This window comes from Verrucosispora sp. WMMD573, from assembly GCF_027497175.1.
In the GTDB taxonomy this organism is placed as follows: domain Bacteria; phylum Actinomycetota; class Actinomycetes; order Mycobacteriales; family Micromonosporaceae; genus Micromonospora.
Map to the genome: position 1 here is coordinate 378,255 of NZ_CP114901.1, position 20,201 is coordinate 398,455.

A 20,201-nucleotide genomic window follows, 5' to 3' on the forward strand; every position below is an offset into this window, starting at 1 on the left:
TACCGAACTTCTGGCATCTTCTGTGAATCCGGCCACGCGACCGAGGCGGAAATGCCCCGAGGTTCGCTACGGCGTAGCCTGGAACCGTCCTGTGCGTCCGTCCCGGCGCATCGGGCACCGCGTGACACACAAACCCGCGTGAAAGAGGCGATTACCGGCCGTGTCGACCCAGCAGACTTCGCAGGAGAACCCACTGGCGGGTTTCGGCCCGAACGAGTGGATCGTCGAGGAGATGTACCAGCGCTACCTCGCCGATCCCAGCAGCGTCGACCCGGCCTGGCACGACTTCTTCGCCGACTACCGGCCCGGTCAGAGCACAGCGGGCACCGGTGACGGGCGGCCGGCCAGCACCGCCGCGACCACGGACGCCACCCCGGCCAGGGCCGAGCCGGCGCCGAAGAGCGAACCGGCGGCGAAGGCCGAGCCGGCGGGCGAGGGGGAACGCCGTACGACGGCGGCGACGTCGAAGCCGGCGCCCGCCGCGGCGAAGCCGACCACCACGAAGCCGGCCACCACGAAGCCGGCCGCAGCGAAGCCGGCCGCAGCGAAGGCCGAGCCGACGAAGAGCCAGCCGACCCGGACCGCACCCACCGCCAACGGCCCGCAGACCACGCCACTGCGCGGAGTGGCCGCCAAGATCGTTCAGAACATGGACGCCTCGCTGGCCGTGCCGACCGCGACCAGCGTCCGAGCCGTGCCGGCCAAGCTCCTGGTCGACAACCGCATCGTGATCAACAATCATCTCGCCCGGGGGCGTGGCGGCAAGGTCAGCTTCACCCACCTGATCGGCTACGCCCTGGTGCGGGCGCTGGTCGCGCACCCCGAGATGAACAACTCCTTCGCCGAGGTCGACGGCAAGCCGGTGATGGTCCGCCCCGAGCACGTCAACCTGGGCATCGCCATCGACCTGACCAAGCCGGACGGCAGCCGCAACCTGGTGGTCCCCTCCATCAAGGCCTGCGAGCAGATGGACTTCCGGCAGTTCTGGCAGGCGTACGAGGACGTCGTGCGGCGTGCCCGACGCAACGAGCTGACCATGGAGGACTACTCCGGCACCACGATCTCGCTGACCAACCCGGGCGGCATCGGCACGGTGCACTCCATGCCGCGGCTGATGCAGGGCCAGAGCGCGATCATCGGCGTCGGTGCCATGGAGTACCCGGCGCCGTACCAGGGCATGAGCGAGGCCACCCTGGCCGAGTTGGCGGTCAGCAAGGTCATCACGCTGACCAGCACCTACGACCACCGGATCATCCAGGGCGCGCAGTCCGGCGAGTTCCTCAAGGTCATGCACGAGCTGATGCTCGGCGAGCACGGCTTCTACGACCAGATCTTCACCTCGCTGCGAATCCCCTACGAGCCGGTGCGCTGGATGCGCGACGTCGCGGTCGACAGCGAGGGTCAGATCAACAAGACCGCCCGGGTCCACGAGCTGATCCACTCCTACCGGGTGCGCGGTCACCTGATGGCCGACACGGACCCGCTGGAGTTCAAGATCCGTAAGCACCCGGATCTGGACGTCCTCCAGCACGGGCTGACCCTGTGGGACCTCGACCGCACCTTCCCGGTGAACGGCTTCGCCGGCCGGCAGCGGATGAAGCTGCGGGAGATCCTCGGTGTGCTGCGCGACTCGTACTGCCGCCGCGTCGGTATCGAGTACATGCACATTCAGGATCCGGCCGAGCGTCGCTGGATCCAGGAGCGGGTCGAGCGCAAGTACGAGAAGCCGCCGGCCGGCGAGCAGAAGCACGTGCTGAACCGGCTCAACGCCGCCGAGGCCTTCGAGACCTTCCTACAGACCAAGTACGTCGGCCAGAAGCGCTTCTCGCTGGAGGGTGGCGAGTCGCTCATCCCGCTGCTCGGTGAGGTGCTGGAGTCCGCCGCCGAGGGTGGGCTGGACGAGGTCGTCATCGGCATGGCCCACCGGGGCCGGCTCAACGTGCTGGCCAACATCGTCGGCAAGCCGTACGAGAAAATCTTCTCCGAGTTCGAGGGGCATCTGGACCCACGGTCCACCCAGGGCTCGGGCGACGTGAAGTACCACCTGGGCCAGAACGGCAAGTTCACCACCCCCGACGGCGACCACGCCGTGAAGGTCTCGGTGGTGGCGAACCCGTCGCACCTGGAGGCCGTCGACCCGGTGCTGGAGGGCATCGTCCGGGCCAAGCAGGACCGCATCGACCTCAAGCTGGAGGGCTACACCGTGCTGCCGCTGGCGGTGCACGGCGACGCGGCCTTCGCCGGCCAGGGCGTGGTGGCCGAAACGCTCAACCTCTCCCAGCTGCGTGGTTACCGCACCGGCGGGACGGTGCACGTGGTGGTCAACAACCAGGTCGGCTTCACCACCGCCCCGGAGTACAGCCGCTCCAGCCTCTACAGCACCGACGTGGCCCGGATGATCCAGGCCCCGATCTTCCACGTCAACGGCGACGACCCCGAGGCCGTGGTCCGGGTCGCCCGGCTCGCCTTCGAGTACCGCCAGGCGTTCAACAAGGACGTCGTCATCGACCTGGTCTGCTACCGGCGGCGCGGGCACAACGAGGGCGACGACCCCTCGATGTCCAACCCCCAGATGTACCGGATCATCGACTCGAAGCGCTCGGTCCGCAAGCTCTACACCGAGGAGCTGATCGGACGGGGCGACATCACCCTGGAAGACGCCGAGGAACTGCTGCGCGACTACCAGGCGCAGCTGGAGCGGGTCTTCAAGGCCACCCGCGACGCGGCCAGCACGCCACGTCAGCTCAGCCGGCCGCCGCGACAGGACGAGCCCGAGCCGCAGGTGGAGACGGCGACCGAGGCGTCGGTCATCAAGGCCATCGGTGAGGCGCACGTCAACCTGCCCGATGGCTTCACCCCGCACAAGCGGATCCGGCAGCTGCTCGACCGGCGGGCCCGGATGGCCGTCGAAGGCACCATCGACTGGGGTTTCGGCGAGATCATCGCCTTCGGTGCGCTGCTGCACGACGGGGTCACCGTCCGGCTCGCCGGGCAGGACTCGCGCCGCGGCACCTTCGTGCAGCGGCACGCCTCGATCGTCGACGCGGAGACCGGCGACGACTACCTGCCGTTGCAGTCACTCACCGCAGACGGCGAGCGGTCCCGGTTTTTCGTGCACGACTCGCTGTTGAGCGAGTACGCGGCGATGGGCTTCGAGTACGGCTACTCGGTGGAGAACCTCGATGCGCTGGTCTGCTGGGAGGCGCAGTTCGGTGACTTCGTCAACGGCTCCCAGTCGGTGATCGACGAGTTCATCTCCTCGGGTGAGGTGAAGTGGGGCCAGCGCTCCGCGGTCACCCTGCTGCTGCCGCACGGCCACGAGGGCCAGGGGCCGGACCACACCTCCGGCCGCCCGGAGCGCTTCCTCCAGCTTTGCGCCGAGGACAACATGCGGGTGGCGAACCCGACCACCCCGGCGAACTACTTCCACCTGCTGCGCCGCCAGGCCCTCTCGCCCAAGCGCAAGCCGCTTGTGGTGTTCACGCCGAAGTCGCTGCTGCGGCACAAGCTCTGCGTCTCGTCGGTGGAGGACTTCACCACCGGCACCTTCTCCCCGGTGCTGGCCGACCCGGCGGCCGGTAACCCCGAGCGGGTCAAGCGGGTGCTGCTCTGCTCGGGCAAGGTCTACTACGACCTGTTCCAGGCCCGGCAGGAGCGCGGCATCAGCAACACCGCGATCATCCGGCTGGAGCAGCTCTACCCGATGCCGGTGGAGGAGATCCGGGCCGCGCTCGCGCAGTTCCCGAACGCGGAGGACTTCGCCTGGGTGCAGGAGGAGCCGGCCAACCAGGGTGCCTGGTCGTTCGTCGCGCTCAACCTGCTGGAGCACCTCGACGGTGTCCGGCTGCGCCGCATCTCCCGTCCGGCCGCCGCGGCTCCGGCCGTCGGGTCGGCGAAGATGCACGAGGTCGAGCAGAACGCGCTTATCGAGGCGGCCCTGCCCCGTCCCTGAGGAGAACTGACCCGGTCCCGTCCCGCCCCACGGCGGGGCGGGACCGGCCGGCTTCACCGGCGCTCCGGTGAGGAAGCGAGCAGATCCATGTACTTCACCGACCGGGGCATCGAGGAACTGGTCGAGCGGCGCGGCGACGAGCAGGTCAGCCTGGAGTGGCTGGCCGCCCGGCTACGCGACTTCGTCGACGTGAACCCGGAGTTCGAGGTGCCGGTCGAGCGGTTCGCCACCTGGCTGGCCCGACTCGACGACGATGACGACGACTGATCACGTGTCCATCACCCGCGCGGTCGCCCGGCCTCGACGCGGGCCGTCGCCGAGCGTGCCCGCAATCGTGTCCGGTCGCCGGGCGGCCGTGGCGGCCGGCGTCGCCCTGGCATTGCTGCTGGCCGGGTGTTCCGACGAACCCGCCCCACCTCGGGTACCCGACGCGGTCGGCTCCGCGTCACCGCCCGTACCCTCGGTGTTCTATCTCGACCCAGCCAATCCGGCCGAGGCGGAGGCACAGCGGCGCGCGGCCCGGGGGGACTTGACCGCGGCTGAGGCGCTGCGGTCGATCGGCAGCCGGCCCAGCGCGAAGTGGTTGACCGGCGACGCGGTGCGTGACGAGGTCGACGCCTTCCTGGGGCAGGCCGCGATCGCGGGCCAGACACCCGTGCTGGTGGTGCACAACGTGCCGCAACGCGACTGCGGCCGGCAGGGCGAGGGGGGCGCCCGTACCGGCGCGGAGTACCAGGCGTGGATCCGCGATGTCGCGGCCGGTGTCGCCGGCCGCCCGGTGATCGTCGTCCTCGAACCGGGTGCGCTGCCCGACGCGGTGGCGGGCTGTGTCCGCGACGCCGCCGGCCGGCTCGCCCTGCTGCGCGACGCGGTCACCGTGCTCGCCAGCACCGGCAAGGCCCGGATCTACCTCGATGCCGGGCATCCGGGGTGGATCCGCGACGTCGAGGCGTTGGCGGCAGCCCTGCGCCAGGCCGGCGTGGATCAGGCCGACGGGTTCGCGCTCAACGTGGCGAACTTCGTCCGCACCACGGACAACGTGACCTACGGCCACCGGATCTCCGACGCGCTCGGCGGCGACACCACGTTCGTCGTCGACACCAGCCGCAACGGCAACGGCCCCTACCCGGCCGAGCGTGTCGGCGGTGCACCGAGCTGGTGCAACCCGCCGGGCCGGGCGATCGGCGAGGAACCCACCGCCGACGCCGGTCTACCACGGGTGGACGCCCTGCTCTGGATCAAGTTCCCCGGCGAGTCCGACGGCGACTGCCGTACCGGCGAACCACCCGCCGGCCAGTTCTGGCCCACCTACGCCATCTCGCTCGTCGACCCCCCACCAACCCGTTGATCATGAGGTTAGCGGCAAACAAAACGGGCAAAATTCCGGCTAACCTCATGATCAACGAGAGCTGGTGGGGGTGGGTGTCAGGCCGGTGCGGCGAAGTTTCTGCCAGCCGAGGCGGCCACCGGTCAGCGCGGTCGTCACCGACTGGATCATCACGAGGTACATCAGCTGCCGGTACACGAACTGCTGCAGCGGCAGCACCCACAGCACACTCAGCTTCTCCCGGTCCAGGCGGAACGCGACCACGGCGGTGAGCGTCTGCACCGCGAGCATGACCAGCCAGGCCACCGCCGTCGCACTCCGGTCGAGGAAGAACAGGCCGTAGAGCGCGAGTAGATCGATCACCGGTGCCAGCAGCGGCAACAGCACCCCGAACAGGCTCAGGAACAGCAGGCAGCGACGGGCGAAGCGGCCGGAGGCGCCACGGTCGACAAGCGAGCGCCGGTGTTTCCACATCGCCTGCATGGTGCCGTAGCTCCACCGGTACCGCTGCTTCCACAACTGCCCCAGCGTCGCCGGGGCCTCGGTCCACGCCCGGGCCGTCTCCTCGTAGACCACCTTCCAGCCGGCGCGGCCGAGCGCCATGGTGATGTCGGTGTCCTCGGCCAGCGTGTCGTCGGTCAGGCCACCGGCGTAGCGCAGCGCCTGACGGCGGAAGGCGCCGATCGCCCCGGGCACTGTGGACATGCAGCGCAACGTCTCGTACAGCCGACGGTCGAGGTTGAAGCCGATGACGTACTCGATGTGCTGCCACTTGGCGATCAGGCTGTCGCGGTTGCCCACCTTGACGTTGCCGGCGACCGCGCCGACCTGCGGATCCGCGAAGGGTTGGACGAGCCGTCGCACCGAATCACGCTCGAACACGGTGTCCCCGTCGACCATCACGATCAGTTCGTGTCGGGCCAGCGCGACTCCGGTGTTCAACGCGCTCGGCTTGCCGCCGTTCGGCCTCCGCACGACCCGGACGTTCGGCAGCCGGAGCGCCTCGACGATCTCCGCCGTGCCGTCGGTGGAGCCGTCGTCGACGACGATCACCTCGATGCCGCCCGGATGGTCGCCACCGGCCAGCGAGCGGACGGCCGCGGCGATCCCCTCCTTCTCGTTGTACGCGGGCACGATCACCGAGACCGGCTCGGTCACCGGCGGCCCCCAGGCCCAGTCGGGGGCGCGGCGTCGCCGGGCGTGCCGACCGGCGAGCGCGAGCAGCAGGACGGTACGGCCCACCGTCAGCACGCCCACCGCCACGAAGATGAACCCGAGCCAACCCAGTGTCCGGTCCGCGCCCTGCACGCCCCAGATCAACATCCGGCCGCGCCAGCGCTCCCCCGCACCGGCCGGCTGGCCGGCGTCGACCCGGTGGTCGACGCCGGCCTCGGCCAGCGCGAGGTTCAGGCCGCCGGTAACCGTGACGAAGCGGTAGCCGCGCTCCTTCATCAGCGGGATGAAGCGGTCGAGCGCGGCAACGGTCTGCGCGCGTTCGCCGCCCGCGTCGTGCCAGAGCGTGACCGCTCCCGAGTAACCGGGCGGTGTGGCGTTGGCGAGGATCTGCTCCACGCCGGGCAGTGCCCAGTCCCGGCTGTCGGTGTCGTTGAGCACGTTGAGGTAGCCGAGCTCGCCGGCCTGGACGAACACCGGCCAGTCCAGATCGTCGATGGCCTCGGCGTAGGAGGAGTACGGGAAGCGGATCAGGGAGGTACGGACCCCGGCCGCGCTGGCGATGGCCAACTGGGTCTGGGTGTACTCCATCCGTCGCCGCCAGTCGGGCAGCACGGTCAGGTCCGGGTGCGTGAAGGTGTGCACGCCGATTTCGTGGCCGTCGGCGGCCACTTCCCCGACCAGTTCCGGATGACGGGCCACCTGCGAACCGACCACGAAGAAGGTCGCCGGCACCTGATGGGCGGCCAGCACCCGCAGCACCTCGCGGGTCCAGAACGGGTCAGGACCGTCGTCGAAGGTGAGCGCGACGGTGCGTGGCGGCAGTCGGTACGACCGGGTCCGCCCACCGGCGCTGCTGATGATCGGGCCACCGGCGACCACCGCCGCCGGCACCTCACGCTGCCCCTCGTGGCTCTGCTGACGATCCGGTGCGAAGGACGCGTTGGCGTACGCGCCGACGAGCAGCACGGCGGCCAGCACCGCACAGAGGACGCCGAAGAGGATCCAACTCGGCGGCGGCACGACACGGCGACCACGTACCGGCCGGCGGGACCGGCGCGCCGGCGGTTCAGTCATCGGCGGGGGCGGCCTCGTCGGCGTCGTTGGACGGAACGACGCTCGGCGACGCCGGGACCGCGGTGGGCGGCTCGACGCTGGGGGTGGTCGCCGGTGCGGTCGACCGGGAGGGTCGCGGTGACGCGGGTGACGCGGGTGACGCCGGTGGCGACGAGGCGGCGCGGCTGGGTGGCACCGGGACGCTGGTCGCCGTCCTGGCTGCCCGGGCCGGGGTGGTTTGCGGACGCGGCACACCGCCGCCCGTGATCCGGGGAGCCGCCGTGCTCGGCGGTGCCTCCACGGCGGGAATCGACGGGGCCGGCGGTGGTTGCCAGGGCCGGCGGGTCGGCTCCACGAAGGGCAGCACCGTGTCGGCGTTCACCGGGCCGCCCGCGAAGCTCGCCACGACCAGGCCGGTGTAGAGCAGGCCCACCAGACCCAGGGCGTATCCGATCCAGCGCAGCCGGGATCGACGTCGGCCGCTCGGATCCACGAAGACCGGCGGCGGCTGGGGCACGGCGGTCATGACGGTGGTGGGGCTGTCTCCCGGCACCACCACCGTGACCGCGTCCCGCACCGTTGGCTGCACCACCGTCGGTGCGTCGAACGCCGTTTGCTGCACCACCGTCGGTGCGTCCACCGCCGGCTGGATGACCGTCGGGGCGTCCAGCACGACCCGCCGCACGAGGGTCGGGGCGTCCACCACGGGCGGTCGCACCACCTCGGGTGCGTCGGGCACGACCGGCCGTAGCACTGTCGAGGTCTCTGCCACGACGGGTGGTGCCACCGTCGGTGGCTCCGTGGGCCCTGCCGTCGCGACCGGTTCGGCGGCTGCGGTTCGCTCGACGTTCCATCCGTCGTTGGCCGCATCGGCGCTGGTCAGAGGGTCCGCAGTCATGGCCGGGAGTCTAGGAGTGAACATTCCTCGGCTTGTTCGGGGAGCCCGGTGGTGCGACGGACGTCCCAGTTCACTGAGCAGGTGCCGGAGCCGGCGTGAGCGTCGGCTCACAAGAGGTGAGCACCGCCTCGACCGGTGGGCGGCCCGTTGCCTCGACCCGGCTACCCTGGCTCGTCGAAACCGCCGCGAGCAGGTCAAACGGACCGGCTGCTCTCGTGCCGGCGGTCGTACCGACCCGACGATCCGGCGTCCACCCCCGGTCGGTCGGGCCAAAATAAAGATCTTCCTGGCCGAGCCCGCAGACCGGTCGTGTGCCTCCCGAAGGCGCGGACACCGGACGGCCCGGATGGGCGAGTCCGAGGACCCACGCGGGATCAACCCTGATCTTGTAGCGTGAGTGCCGTGGCCCGGAGCGTTTACCTGACCAGCGTCGGCTCGGGCGGGGGGAAGTCGACAATCGCCCTCGGCCTCGCCGAGCTGCTGTCCCGGCAGGTCGGCGGGATCGGCGTGTTCCGTCCGCTGGTCGCGCAGGATCGTCCCGATCCGATCCTCACCCTGCTCAGCGAGCGTTACCGGGTGGGGTTACCGGTGACAGACCTGAACGGCACCACGTACGCCGAGGCCACCGCCCTGGTCGCCGACGGCCGCCGGGAGGAGCTGATCTCCCGGATCGTCGAGCGCTATCGGGACGTGGAGCGGCGGTTCGCGGCGATGGTCGTGGTCGGCAGTGACTTCGCCGCCGCCGGTGACACCGCCGGCCCGCGCGAGTTGGCCTTCAACGCCCGGCTGGCCACGGAGTTCGGCAGCGTCGTGGTACCGGTGGTCGACGGCTACGGGCAGCAGCCCGCGGCGATCGCCGCCGCCGCCCGGGGGGCCTACCACGATCTCGCGGACCTCGGCGCGACAGTACTCGCGGTGCTGGCCAACCGGGTCCCCGGGGCGATGGCGCTGCCCCGGCTGCCGGTCCCCGCGTACGCCATCCCGGAGGTGCCGAGCGTCTCCGCGCCGACGGTGGCGGAGGTCGCGGGGGCGCTGGGCGCCACGCTGCTGGCCGGTGACGAGACCGCGCTCGCCCGCGACGTGCTCGACTACGTCGTCGGTGCGGCCCACGTGCCGACCCTGCTGGAGCACCTGACCGAGGGCGCGCTGCTGATCATGCCGGGCGACCGGGACGATCTGCTGGTGGCGGCGAGCGCCGCGCACGTGGCCGGGCAGGTGTCGCTGGCCGGGTTGGTGCTCACCCTCGGGGTGCCGCCCGACCCTCGGGCGATGCGTCTGGTGGAGGCGCTGAACGCCCGGCTCGCGGTGCTCTCGGTGGACAGCGACAGCTACCACACGGTGGCCGCGTCGAGCCGGATCGAAGGTCGGCCGAGCGCCGGGAACCCCCGCAAGGTGGAGGCCGCGCTCGGCGCCTTCGAGGCGCACGTCGACACCGTCGAGCTGGCCGGCCGGCTACGGGTCAGCCGGTCCGCGCGGGTCACCCCGTTGATGTTCGAGTACGACCTGATCGACCGGGCCCGGGCCGGACGGCGGCACCTGGTGCTGCCGGAGGGGACCGAGGAACGGATTCTGCGGGCCACCGAGATCCTGCTGCGCCGGGGGGTGGCCGATCTGACCCTGCTCGGCCGGCCGGACGAGGTCGCCCGGCGGGCCCGGGAGCTGGGGGTGGACATCGGCGAGGCCCGGGTGGTGGACCCGACGAGCAGCCCGTGGCGCGACGAGTTCGCCGAGGCGTACGCGAAGCTGCGCGCACACCGGGGGGTCACCGCCGAACTGGCGCACGACATCGTCGCCCAACCGAACTACTTCGGCACCATGATGGTGTGGGCGGGCCACGCCGACGGGATGGTCTCCGGCGCCACGCACACCACGGCAGCGACCATCCGGCCGGCCTTCGAGATCGTCAAGACCATGCCGGAGGTCTCGGTTGCCTCCAGCGTCTTCTTCATGCTGCTCGCCGACCGGGTGCTGGTCTACGGCGACTGCGCGGTCAACCGCGATCCGGATGCCGCCCAGCTCGCCGACATCGCCATTTCCTCGGCGGACACCGCGGCCCGGTTCGGCATCGAGCCCCGGGTGGCGATGCTGTCGTACTCGACCGGGAGTTCGGGGGCGGGCGAGGACGTGGAGAAGGTCGCGGCGGCCACCGCGCTGGTCCGGCAGCGTCGACCCGAACTGGCCGTCGAGGGCCCGATCCAGTACGACGCGGCCATCGACCCGGCCGTCGCCGCCACCAAGCTACCCGGCAGCGCGGTCGCCGGCCGGGCGACGGTCTTCATCTTCCCGGACCTGAACACCGGCAACAACACGTACAAGGCGGTGCAGCGCTCCGCCGGAGCGGTGGCCGTCGGGCCGGTCATGCAGGGCCTGCGCCGGCCGGTCAACGATCTCTCCCGGGGGGCCACCGTGCCGGACATCGTCAACACCGTGGCGATCACCGCCATCCAGGCCGCCGCGCTCGCCGAGGTGCAGCCGTGAGCAAGGTGCTGGTGCTCAACAGCGGCTCGTCGTCGATCAAATACCGGCTGTACGACGGCGACCGCGTGCTGGACAAGGGCGCCGTCGAACGGATCGGTGAGCCCGGTGGTGGGCCGAGCGACCACACCGGCGCGATCCGGCAGATCCTGGACGGGCTGGACCTGACCGGCCTCACCGCGGTGGGGCACCGGGTGGTGCATGGTGGCCAGCGGTTCACCGCGCCGACGCTTGTCGACGACGAGGTGCTGGCCGCCATCACCGACCTGGTGCCGCTGGCGCCGCTGCACAACCCGGCGAACCTCGCCGGCATCGAGGTGGCCCGCCAGGCCCTGCCCGAGGTGCCGCAGGTAGCCGTCTTCGACACCGCGTTCCATCACACGCTGCCCGACTCCGCCGCCACCTACGCGATCGACCGCGAGGTCGCCCAGCGGTACGAGATTCGGCGGTACGGCTTCCACGGCACCTCCCACGCGTACGTCTCCCGGCGCACGGCGGAACTGCTGGACCGCCCGTACGAGGAGATCAACACGATCACGCTGCACCTGGGAAACGGCGCCAGCGCTTGTGCGGTGGCCGGCGGACGAAGCGTAGCCACCTCGATGGGCATGTCGCCGTTGGAGGGGCTGGTGATGGGCACCCGCAGTGGCGACCTCGATCCGACGATCGTGTTCCACCTGCGCCGCGAGGGCGGACTGGGCGTCGACGAGATCGACGACCTGCTCAACCATCGCAGCGGCCTGCTCGGGCTGAGCGGGGTCAACGACATGCGCGAGTTGCTCGCCCGCCGGGCGGCCGGCGACGGGGCCGCAGCGCTCGCCTTCGACGTCTACTGCCGCCGGATAACCAGCTACGTGGGGGCGTACTACGCGCTGCTCGGCCGGGTGGACGCGGTCACCTTCACCGCTGGCGTCGGCGAACACGCGGCGCCGGTACGCGCGGCGGCGCTGGCCGGGCTGGACCGGCTCGGCATCACTGTCGACCCGGACCGCAACGCGGGCAGCGGCGACCGGCTCATCTCACCGGACGGGGCGGAGGTCGCCGTCTGCGTCATCGGTACCGACGAGGAGCGGGAGATCGCCCGCGCCGCCCGGGCCGTGGTCGGGAGCGGCGGCTGACGCCAGTCCCGTCAGCCGAAGGCGAGCCAGGTGGCGAGGGCGAGCAGCACCACGGCGACCACGGCCGCCCCGATGATCAGACCGGTTCTTGACGCCGCCTCCGCCGGAACGGCCTCCGGGTTGGCGAAGGCGCGGAACGCCTCGGTGTTGCCGCTCGGGTCGGTGTAGTTCTCAGCCATGCCGGGAACCTTAGCGAAACCTGTCCAACCGGCGTGCCCGGTGCGCCCCTACGCGCCGCCGACGGTGCGGGCACAATCGGAGCCATGTCGCGTCGTGCCGCCACCGCTCTGGCCGCCACCGCTCTGCTCGCCAGCACCCTGGCAGGCTGTTCCGCCGACCGCGAGCCCACCGAGCGGGCGGATGCCCCCGCCCCACAGGCCACCGCCTCCGTCGCGCCATCGGTTTCCCCGGTGGTGCCCGCCGGCAGCGCCCCGGAGGGCACCTTCGCGCTCGGCGTACGGCAGCTGAAGTTGAACCGCGACGGCGATCGACCGCTGCCGTTGACCGTCTGGTATCCGGCGGCCGGCCGGGCCGGTGGGCAGCCGGCCAGCGGTGCCGACGCCGCGGACGGGAAGTTCCCAGTGATCATGTTCAGCCACGGCCTGGGCGGCCGTCCCGACGACTACGAGTCGCTGCTGACCCGGTGGGCCTCGGCCGGTTTCGTGGTGGCCGCGCCGACCTTCCCCAAGACCTCCCGTGGTGGCGGTGAGAACAACGTGCTCGACGTGCTCAACCAGCCGGCCGACGTGTCGTACGCGTTGACCCGGCTACTCGCCCTCGACGCCCGGGACGGTGATCCGCTACGCGGGCGGCTGGCCACCGACCGGGTGGCCGCCGCCGGTCACTCCGCAGGTGCGGTGACCACCATCGGGCTGTTCACCGCCGGCCGCGACGAGCGGCTGGCCGCCGGAGTCGTCTTCGCCGGGACCGCCCTCGGCGTGGGCACCGCGTTTGCCGGTGCCGCCGCGCCGCAGTTGTTCGTGCACGGCCAGGCCGACGAGGTGGTGCGGTACGCCGCCGGCAAGGCCGTGTACGACAAGGTGCCGTGGCCGAAGGCGATGCTGAGCCTGCCCGACGGCGACCACGGCCGTGCCCTGCTGCGCGGCGAGGGGGCCGCGTTGCGGGTGGTCGCCGACACCACCACCGAGTTCCTGCGTTGGACGCTCTACGGCGACGCCGACGCCAAGGAGCGCATCCCCGCAGCCGCCTCCCGTGACGACGTCGCCACCCTCGACAACAACCTCTGACCCACAAGAACCACCGGATCGAGGCTGCAACATCAGGGATGTTGCAGCCTCAACACCCCGCCAGGCCCGCAACAACAGGGAAGTTGCGGCCTCGACACCCCGCCAGGCCCGCAACAACAGGGACCGTGTGCGGGCATGGCTCAGGCGGTGTGGTCGACGACCACCTTGCCGAAGACGTCACCTGAGTGCAGTCGGGCGAACGCGTCGCCGACGCGGCTGAACGGCACCACGCTGTCGATCACCGGACGCACCCCCCGCTCGGCGCAGAACGTCAGCAGGGCGGCCAGTTCGTCCGGCGTGCCCATCGAGGTGCCCAGGATCTCCAGCTGCATGGCGAAGACCCGGCGCAGGTTGACAGTCGGCTCGTGGCCGGCGGTCGCACCGGAAACCACGATCCGGGCGCCCAGGGCGGCCGACTTCAGCGAGTGGTCGAAGGTGGCCGCACCCACCGTCTCGATCACCAGGTCGACCCGTTCGGGCAGCCGCGCGCCCGGCTCCACGGCAGTCGCGCCCAGCTCGGCGATGCGCTCGCGCTTGGCGGCGTCGCGGCTGGTCGCGTACACCCGCTTGCCCAGCGCGGCGGCCAGGGCGACGGCCGCGGTGGCCACGCCGCCTCCGGCGCCCTGCACCAGCACGGCCTCGGCGTCGTCGACCCGGCCCTTGGTGGTGAGCATCCGCCAGGCCGTCAGCCAGGCCGTCGGCAGGCACGCGGCGTCGGCCGCCGCCAGCCCTGCCGGCAGCGGCAGCAGATTCGACCGGGGTACGGCCACTCGCTCCGCCAGCGTCCCGGGGAAGTGCTCGGAGAGGATGGACATCCCGCGCGGGTCGCCAGGTGTCGGTACGACGGGGTAGACGACCGCCTCGTTGCCGTCCGGGTCCACCCCCGCCGCGTCGCAGCCGAGGATCATCGGCAGCTGCTCGGCGCGCAGCCCGACGCCGCGGAGCGACCACAGGTCGTGGTGGTTGAGCGAACTGGCCGTGACGCGCAGCGTCACCCAGTCGTCGTCGGGCGGGCTCGGTTCGGGCCGATCACCGACGGTGAGCGCGGCGAGCGGGTCGGCGTCGTCGAAACGGGAGGCGAAGGCGGCACGCATGATCCGCACCGTAACAAGCTGAGCGCCCGTTAAGAAGGGCCCCGTCCACCCGTGGACAGGGCCCTTCGTGATGCCTCAGGCGCGGGCCACGCCGTCCCGCCGGGCCGCCTCGGCGACCGCGTCGGCCACCGCCGGTGCCACCCGCGGGTCCAGCGGCGAGGGCACGATGGCCTCGGGTGTGAGCGTCTCGGCCACCACCGAGGCGATCGCGTCGGCCGCGGCGACCTTCATGGCGTCGGTGATCCGGCTGGCCCGGGCATCGAGCGCACCCCGGAACACACCCGGGAAGGCCAACACATTGTTGATCTGATTCGGGTAGTCACTGCGGCCGGTGGCGACCACCGCGACGTGTCGGGCGGCCACCTCCGGGTCCACCTCCGGGGTGGGGTTGGCCAATGCGAACACGATGCCACCCGGGGCCATGCCGGCGACCGCCCGTTCGGGGATCCGACCGCCGGAGACCCCGATCAGCACGTCGGCGTCGCGCAGCGCCTCGGTAACGTCGCCCTGCCGGCCGTCGGCGTTGGTCAGGTCGGCGAGTTCGGCCTTCGTCCCGGCGAGGCCGGCGCGCTGCCGGCAGATGATGCCCTGGGAGTCGCAGACCACCACTCGCTCCGGGTCCACGCCGCCGGCCACCAGCATCCTGGTCACCGCCACACCGGCCGCTCCCGCACCGCTGACGGCCACCCGCAGGTCGCCGAGCTTGCGGTTGAGCAGCGTCGCCGCGTTGCGCAACGCCGCCAGTACGACGATCGCGGTGCCGTGCTGGTCGTCGTGGAAGACGGGGATGTCCAACGCCTCGTCGAGCCGCCGCTCCACCTCGAAGCACCGTGGGGCGCTGATGTCCTCCAGGTTGATGCCGCCGAACGACGGTGCGAGCGCGGTGACCACCGCGACGATCTCGTCGACGTTCTGGGTGGCCAGGCAGACTGGTACCGCGTCGACTCCGCCGAACTGCTTGAACAGCACGGCCTTGCCCTCCATCACCGGCAGCGCGGCGCTCGGGCCGATGTTGCCGAGACCGAGTACGGCCGAGCCGTCGGTGACGACCGCGACGGCGCGCGAGGCCCAGGTGTAGTCGTGGGCGAGGGACGGGTCGGCGGCGATCGCCTCGCAGACCCGGGCCACACCGGGGGTGTACGCGAGAGAGAGATCGTCTCGGCTGGTCAGCGGCACGGTCGAGACGACGGCCATCTTGCCGCCCCGGTGCAGTTGGAAGACGGGATCAGCAGGGTCCACGGTGGACGAAGACATGGTGACTCCAGAAAGATCGAGCAACTGGGCCGACCGGTCGGGCGCACGGTGAGGCGAGCGAGCGGCGGCGGTGCGGGGGGTCACCCGGGCACTTCCGAGCATAGTCAGGCCCAGGGGTCCAGTATGTGAGCAGGTTCATAACGGTCGCGGCGGTACCCGGCCGGGCCGGGGCCAGTACCGGGCCACCACCCGACCCTGCACGTCCGCCACGCCGTAGCTGCGGGAGTCGTCGGTGACCAGCCCGTTGTCCCCGGACAGCCACCAGCCGCCGTCGACGGGGCGGATCGCCCGTTTGACCACCAGCAGCTCCGGTCGAGTGCGGAACACCGCGATCACCACGTCACCGGGACGGGTCGCCCGGCCGCCCCGCCGCACCAGCACGGCGTCACCGTGACGCAGCGTGGGTGCCATGGAGGGCCCGGTCACCAGCACGGCCGACAGCGGCCAGCGCAGCCGGGTGGTGGACACGGGTTTCACCTCCAGCCCCCTCGGGGACCACCGTCCAGGAGTAATGTCGTCTTGGATCATCGCAAACTTCCCATGGAGGATCCCGATGCGACTTCCACGCATCCTTGCGCCCCGCGTGAGCGCCAGCGCCCACTGCGACCTGCCCTGCGGCGTCTACGACCCCGCGCAGGCCCGCATCGAGGCCGAGTCGGTGAAAATGATCTGCGAGAAGTACCAGGCCAACACCGACCCGGAGTTCCGCACCAGGGCCATCCTGATCAAGGAGCAGCGGGCCGAACTGGTCAAGCACCACCTCTGGGTGCTGTGGACCGACTACTTCAAGCCCCCGCACTTCGAGAAGTACCCGCACCTGCACCAGCTGTTCAACGAGGCCACCAAGCTGGCCGGCGCGGCCGGCGCCAAGGGTGCCACCGACCCGACCAAGGCGGACGAGTTGCTTCAGAAGATCGACGAGATCTCCAAGATCTTCTGGGAGACCAAGCAGGCGTGAGGTCGCCCGCGTACGGCACCTGAAGCTGGTTCATCGTCGGCGGTCGGCGCGTCCCGTTTGCGGACGCGCCGGCCGCCGACGCGTCACGGCCCTCGGATCGCGTCCGGGCGATCCCGTTCAATGCGTCCACCCGCGCCGCCAACTCGCCGCACTGACCGTCATCAACCGCGTGGCGGCCCGAGCGGGTAGAGTCCCCGACCGGGGGGATGAGTGGTGACTCAACTGACCGGCCAGCCGACGACCGATGACGACATCGTGCACCTCACCGTGCCCGCGGACGGCGGCTACCTGAGCGTGCTCCGCACCGCCACCGCCGGCCTCGCGGCCCGTCTCCAGTTCGCCCTGGACGAGATCGAGGATCTGCGCATCGCGGTCGACGAGGCGTGCGCGATGCTGCTCGCCATCGCCGCCGCAGATGCCGAACTGGACTGCCGCTTCTCGGTCACCGAGGACGCACTGACCGTCGAGGTGACCGTGCCGACGATGCCCGGCGCCCGACTGCCCGCGGAGTCGTCGTTCGCCTGGAAGGTGCTCACCGCGCTGACCACCTCGGCGGGGGCGCGAGCGAGCGACGGCCGGGCGACCATCTCGCTGCTCACCCGACGCGCTTCCGGCTGGTGACCGGGCGCCCGGGTCAGGTCACTCGAAGCCCAGAGCGCGGGTGGTCGGCGGGCTCACCAGCAACCAGGTGACCCCGACGCCGAGCGCGATCAGTGGCACACCGAGCCAGCCGAGCCCACCCTGGATCATGAACCACCCGATCGGCAGCAGCATGAGCTGAAGCACGATGGCCGGCGCGCGGGCACCGGCTCGCCGTCGGAGCAGGGCGCCGCCCAGCGCCCAGAGGGCGACCGCGGCACCGATCGCGAAGGCGGTCACCAGCAGCGCCGACGTCAGGTGGGTGGTGGTGGCGGTCAGATCCGCGAAGATCAGCCAGGCGGCGACCAGCCCGACGGCGACCGCCTGGCCGCGCAGCAGCCGGACCGCCCAACGGAGCGTGACGGGGGTCGGGTCGGAGTCGATGGTCACGCGGTCACGATACCGGTGACGGCTCGGAGTACAGTGCCGCCCATGCGGGCCGTCCTGCTGGTCAATCCGAAGGCCACCACCACCAGTGAGCGCGCGCGTGACGTGCTCGTCCGAGCGCTGCGCAGTGAGGTCGACCTCTCCGTGCGCTACACCCGCCAACGCGGCCACGCCACCACGCTGGCTCGGGAGGCCGCCGAGGAGGGTGTCGACGCAGTGGTCACCCTCGGTGGCGACGGCACGGTGAACGAGGTGGTCAACGGGCTGATGACAGCGACCACCGCAGGTGGCGCCGAACCGACGGCCGACCGGCTGCCGGCCCTGGCCACCGTGCCGGGCGGCTCGACGAACGTCTTCGCCCGGGCGCTCGGCCTGCCCCGGGAATGGCCGGAGGGCGCCAGCATGATCATGGAGGGGCTGCGGCTGGGCCGACGCCGCACCATCGGCCTCGGCCGGGCCGACGACCGCTACTTCACCTTCTGCGCCGGCTTCGGGCTCGACGCATCGGTGATCCACCGCGTCGAGGAGGCGCGCCGCCGGGGCCGGGTCTCCTCCCCCTCGCTCTACTTCCGAGCGTTCACCGCGCAGTTCCTGCTGGGCAACGAGCGACGACACCCGGCGATCCAGCTGGAGCGACCGGGCGAGGCGACCGAGAGCGATCTGGCCACGATCATCGTGCAGAACACCGCCCCGTGGACGTACGTCGGGGACCGGGAGGTCAACCCGAATCCGGCCGCGTCGTTCGACTTGGGGCTCGACGTGCTGGCCCTGCGCCAGCTCGGCGTCGCCAGCACGACACGCACCGTGACGCAATTCTTCTCTCCGGCACCCGATCCTCATGGTCGCCAGGTGCTGCGGCTGCACGACGTAGCCGAGTTCACGCTGTTCGCGAGCCGTCCGCAGGCTTTTCAGCTCGACGGCGACTATCTTGGCGAGCGGGAAAAAGTCAGATTCACAAGCGTTCCCGCCGCACTCAGAGTAATCTGTTAGGTCTCCGGTCCCGCCGGGGTGAGGCAGTCGGCGACGTCCCCTGCGCGACGGCTGCGACACCGGGACGGATGCCGGAAATGTCAGCAATGTTCGGCGGACTGTACTATATTGATCCTCGACTGTGACACGACGGGTAGCCGGAGAGATCCGGAACCCGGACAAATGGGTTGTGGGCTTGCTCACCGTCCGGAGTTTTTCCGAGCGCCACCCTTGACATCGCGTGAGTTCGTGAAAGTATTCACAAGCGAACTTGAGTTACCGGGACATTGCCTGGACATGCTCGGCGAGTTGAGCTTTTCCAGCAGGCCCCCGGGGCCAACAGCCTGCTCACGCACTGCCGAAATGGCGGACGCGAACCGTCACCTTCGGCAATGCGGATGCATATAGGAAAAGCACCAACAAGCAACATCTGCCACCCATCCAGAATGAGGAGTGTTGCCGCCATGGACTGGCGTCACCATGCTGTCTGCCGCGACGAGGACCCGGAGCTGTTCTTCCCGATCGGGACGTCCGGTCCGGCTCTCCTGCAGGTCGAGCAGGCCAAGGCCGTCTGCCGGCGCTGCTCCGTGACCGACCAGTGCCTGCAGTGGGCGCTGGAATCCGGTCAGGACGCTGGCGTCTGGGGCGGAATGAGCGAGGAGGAGCGGCGCGCCGTCAAGCGTCGCGGCGGCCTCCGGGTGCTGCGCGCTCACTCCGCCTGACCACCACACACACGTACGAAGCGAAACGCCCCGGCCGGCTCAGCCCGCCGGGGCGTTCTGCTGTCCGCCCCTGAACCACCGTTCATGGCCGCCGAATCGTCACTGATAAGCGCAGCAATTAGTCGTGACCCGGCTGACGTCGCGCGCTCTTCCGTCAGTACGCAGAGTCAGGAGTGAGTCGACGCGGCGGTCACCCGGCGGAGTATCAGCTCCACCAGATCCGGTACGTCGGTCAGCGGGGACGCCACCGCGACCGCGCCGGCATCCCGGGCCGCCGCCGCCACCGCGTCGTGGAACAACCCGGGGGCCAGGAAGTAGGCCGCCACGGCCACCCGTCGAGCGCCAGCCGCCCGCAGTCGGGTCACCGCCGCACCGGCATCCGGCGGTGCGGCCGAGGCATACGACACCCGGGCCGGGATGTGCAGGGCCGCGCCCAGCGCGGCGGCCACCCGCCCGACGGATCCCCGGGCCGCGGCGTCACGGGTCCCCGCAGCGGCCAGCACGACGGCGTCGCACTTTCCCGGCCGCGCCTCGCCGAGCCGCCGTCGCAACCCGGTCAGCAACGCCGGGTCCACCTCGCCCCGCACCGGCCCGAGCACGTCGGTGACCCGCACCTCGATCGGTGGGCCGGACCGCTGGGCCGCCGCCACCGCCGCCGGGATGTCCACCCGACGGTGATAGGCGGCGGTCAGCAGCAGTGGCACCAGCACCGCCCGGGAGTGACCGGCCGCAACCAGCCCCCGCAGCGCCTCGGTCGGACCGGGCTCGGTGTGGTCGAGCCAGCTCGGCAGCACCGGCATACCGGGGCGGGCGGCGGCGACCGCCCGGGCCAGAGCCCTGGTCGCCTCGGCCGCCCGGGGATCGCGACTGCCGTGCGCGACCAGCAGCAGCGGATCGTCACCCGACCGGGGCTCGCCGGTCGGGCCGACGAA

General features: G+C 71.2%; 18 protein-coding genes. 10 read left to right on the top strand and 8 right to left on the bottom strand.

Annotation, left to right across the window (positions count from 1 at the left end; genetic code table 11):
* The first annotated feature begins 160 nt into the window (after nt 1–160).
* The 3 genes from O7601_RS01765 to O7601_RS01775 all read left to right on the top strand — a co-directional run bounded on the left by O7601_RS01765 (nt 161) and on the right by O7601_RS01775 (nt 5,300).
* Nucleotides 161–3,952: a multifunctional oxoglutarate decarboxylase/oxoglutarate dehydrogenase thiamine pyrophosphate-binding subunit/dihydrolipoyllysine-residue succinyltransferase subunit gene (locus tag O7601_RS01765; protein WP_281564562.1), complete on the top strand. Its 3,792-nt coding sequence runs from the start codon at nt 161–163 to the stop codon at nt 3,950–3,952.
* 87 nt (nt 3,953–4,039) lie between these two features.
* Nucleotides 4,040–4,219, top strand: a complete 180-nt coding sequence (locus O7601_RS01770) for a DUF6104 family protein (RefSeq protein ID WP_281564563.1) — start codon at nt 4,040–4,042, stop codon at nt 4,217–4,219.
* 4 nt (nt 4,220–4,223) lie between these two features.
* A complete protein-coding gene (locus tag O7601_RS01775; RefSeq protein WP_281564564.1) occupies nt 4,224–5,300 on the top strand; it encodes a glycoside hydrolase family 6 protein in 1,077 nt (358 codons plus the stop codon).
* 51 nt (nt 5,301–5,351) lie between these two features.
* Here the strand turns inward: O7601_RS01775 and O7601_RS01780 are convergent, their stop codons facing one another.
* Nucleotides 5,352–7,529 (bottom strand): glycosyltransferase, encoded by a 2,178-nt coding sequence (locus O7601_RS01780; protein WP_281564565.1) that lies wholly within the window; start codon nt 7,527–7,529, stop codon nt 5,352–5,354.
* Nucleotides 7,522–8,406: a hypothetical protein gene (locus O7601_RS01785; RefSeq protein ID WP_281564566.1), complete on the bottom strand. Its 885-nt coding sequence runs from the start codon at nt 8,404–8,406 to the stop codon at nt 7,522–7,524. Before O7601_RS01785 ends, O7601_RS01780 begins: the two co-directional genes overlap by 8 nt.
* 393 nt (nt 8,407–8,799) lie before the next feature.
* On the opposite strand from O7601_RS01785, the gene pta reads away from it, so the two are divergent.
* Both pta and O7601_RS01795 read left to right on the top strand, forming a co-directional pair.
* Entirely contained in the window at nt 8,800–10,884 is a 2,085-nt protein-coding gene (pta, locus tag O7601_RS01790; RefSeq protein ID WP_281564567.1) for a phosphate acetyltransferase, read from the top strand.
* Nucleotides 10,881–11,999, top strand: a complete 1,119-nt coding sequence (locus O7601_RS01795) for an acetate kinase (protein WP_281564568.1) — start codon at nt 10,881–10,883, stop codon at nt 11,997–11,999. Before pta ends, O7601_RS01795 begins: the two co-directional genes overlap by 4 nt.
* An 11-nt stretch (nt 12,000–12,010) precedes the next feature.
* Here O7601_RS01795 and O7601_RS01800 read toward each other — a convergent pair whose 3' ends face one another.
* Nucleotides 12,011–12,178 carry a hypothetical protein gene (locus O7601_RS01800; protein ID WP_281564569.1) on the bottom strand — a complete coding sequence of 56 codons (168 nt, stop codon included), beginning with the start codon at nt 12,176–12,178 and terminating at the stop codon, nt 12,011–12,013.
* Nucleotides 12,179–12,262: 84 nt separating this feature from the next.
* Here O7601_RS01800 and O7601_RS01805 point away from each other — a divergent pair, with 84 nt between their 5' ends.
* Complete coding sequence (locus O7601_RS01805) at nt 12,263–13,246, top strand: chlorophyllase (protein ID WP_281564570.1); 984 nt, start codon at nt 12,263–12,265, stop codon at nt 13,244–13,246.
* A gap of 140 nt (nt 13,247–13,386) precedes the next feature.
* Here O7601_RS01805 and O7601_RS01810 read toward each other — a convergent pair whose 3' ends face one another.
* From O7601_RS01810 to O7601_RS01820, 3 genes are all read right to left on the bottom strand, one after another.
* Nucleotides 13,387–14,349 (bottom strand): zinc-binding dehydrogenase, encoded by a 963-nt coding sequence (locus O7601_RS01810; protein WP_281564571.1) that lies wholly within the window; start codon nt 14,347–14,349, stop codon nt 13,387–13,389.
* A 66-nt stretch (nt 14,350–14,415) separates the two neighbouring features.
* Nucleotides 14,416–15,594 carry an NADP-dependent malic enzyme gene (locus O7601_RS01815; RefSeq protein WP_281564572.1) on the bottom strand — a complete coding sequence of 393 codons (1,179 nt, stop codon included), beginning with the start codon at nt 15,592–15,594 and terminating at the stop codon, nt 14,416–14,418.
* Nucleotides 15,595–15,729: 135 nt separating this feature from the next.
* Nucleotides 15,730–16,122 carry a S24/S26 family peptidase gene (locus O7601_RS01820; protein WP_281564573.1) on the bottom strand — a complete coding sequence of 131 codons (393 nt, stop codon included), beginning with the start codon at nt 16,120–16,122 and terminating at the stop codon, nt 15,730–15,732.
* Nucleotides 16,123–16,147: 25 nt separating this feature from the next.
* Between O7601_RS01820 and sodN the strand changes: the two genes are divergently transcribed.
* A complete protein-coding gene (gene sodN, locus O7601_RS01825) occupies nt 16,148–16,552 on the top strand; it encodes a superoxide dismutase, Ni (protein ID WP_093405250.1) in 405 nt (134 codons plus the stop codon).
* Between the two features lie 213 nt (nt 16,553–16,765).
* Nucleotides 16,766–17,173, top strand: coding sequence for an anti-sigma regulatory factor (locus O7601_RS01830; protein ID WP_281564574.1), 408 nt, complete (start codon nt 16,766–16,768; stop codon nt 17,171–17,173).
* 18 nt (nt 17,174–17,191) lie between these two features.
* Here O7601_RS01830 and O7601_RS01835 read toward each other — a convergent pair whose 3' ends face one another.
* Nucleotides 17,192–17,581, bottom strand: a complete 390-nt coding sequence (locus O7601_RS01835; RefSeq protein ID WP_281564575.1) for a hypothetical protein — start codon at nt 17,579–17,581, stop codon at nt 17,192–17,194.
* A gap of 42 nt (nt 17,582–17,623) precedes the next feature.
* Between O7601_RS01835 and O7601_RS01840 the strand changes: the two genes are divergently transcribed.
* The gene (locus O7601_RS01840; RefSeq protein WP_281564576.1) at nt 17,624–18,568 is read left to right on the top strand and encodes a diacylglycerol kinase family protein; all 945 of its coding nucleotides are present in this window, start codon (nt 17,624–17,626) and stop codon (nt 18,566–18,568) included.
* A gap of 443 nt (nt 18,569–19,011) precedes the next feature.
* Entirely contained in the window at nt 19,012–19,269 is a 258-nt protein-coding gene (locus O7601_RS01845; protein WP_007072794.1) for a WhiB family transcriptional regulator, read from the top strand.
* A gap of 167 nt (nt 19,270–19,436) precedes the next feature.
* Here the strand turns inward: O7601_RS01845 and O7601_RS01850 are convergent, their stop codons facing one another.
* Nucleotides 19,437–20,159, bottom strand: a complete 723-nt coding sequence (locus O7601_RS01850) for a CbiX/SirB N-terminal domain-containing protein (protein WP_281566759.1) — start codon at nt 20,157–20,159, stop codon at nt 19,437–19,439.
* Between the last annotated feature and the right edge of the window lie 42 nt (nt 20,160–20,201).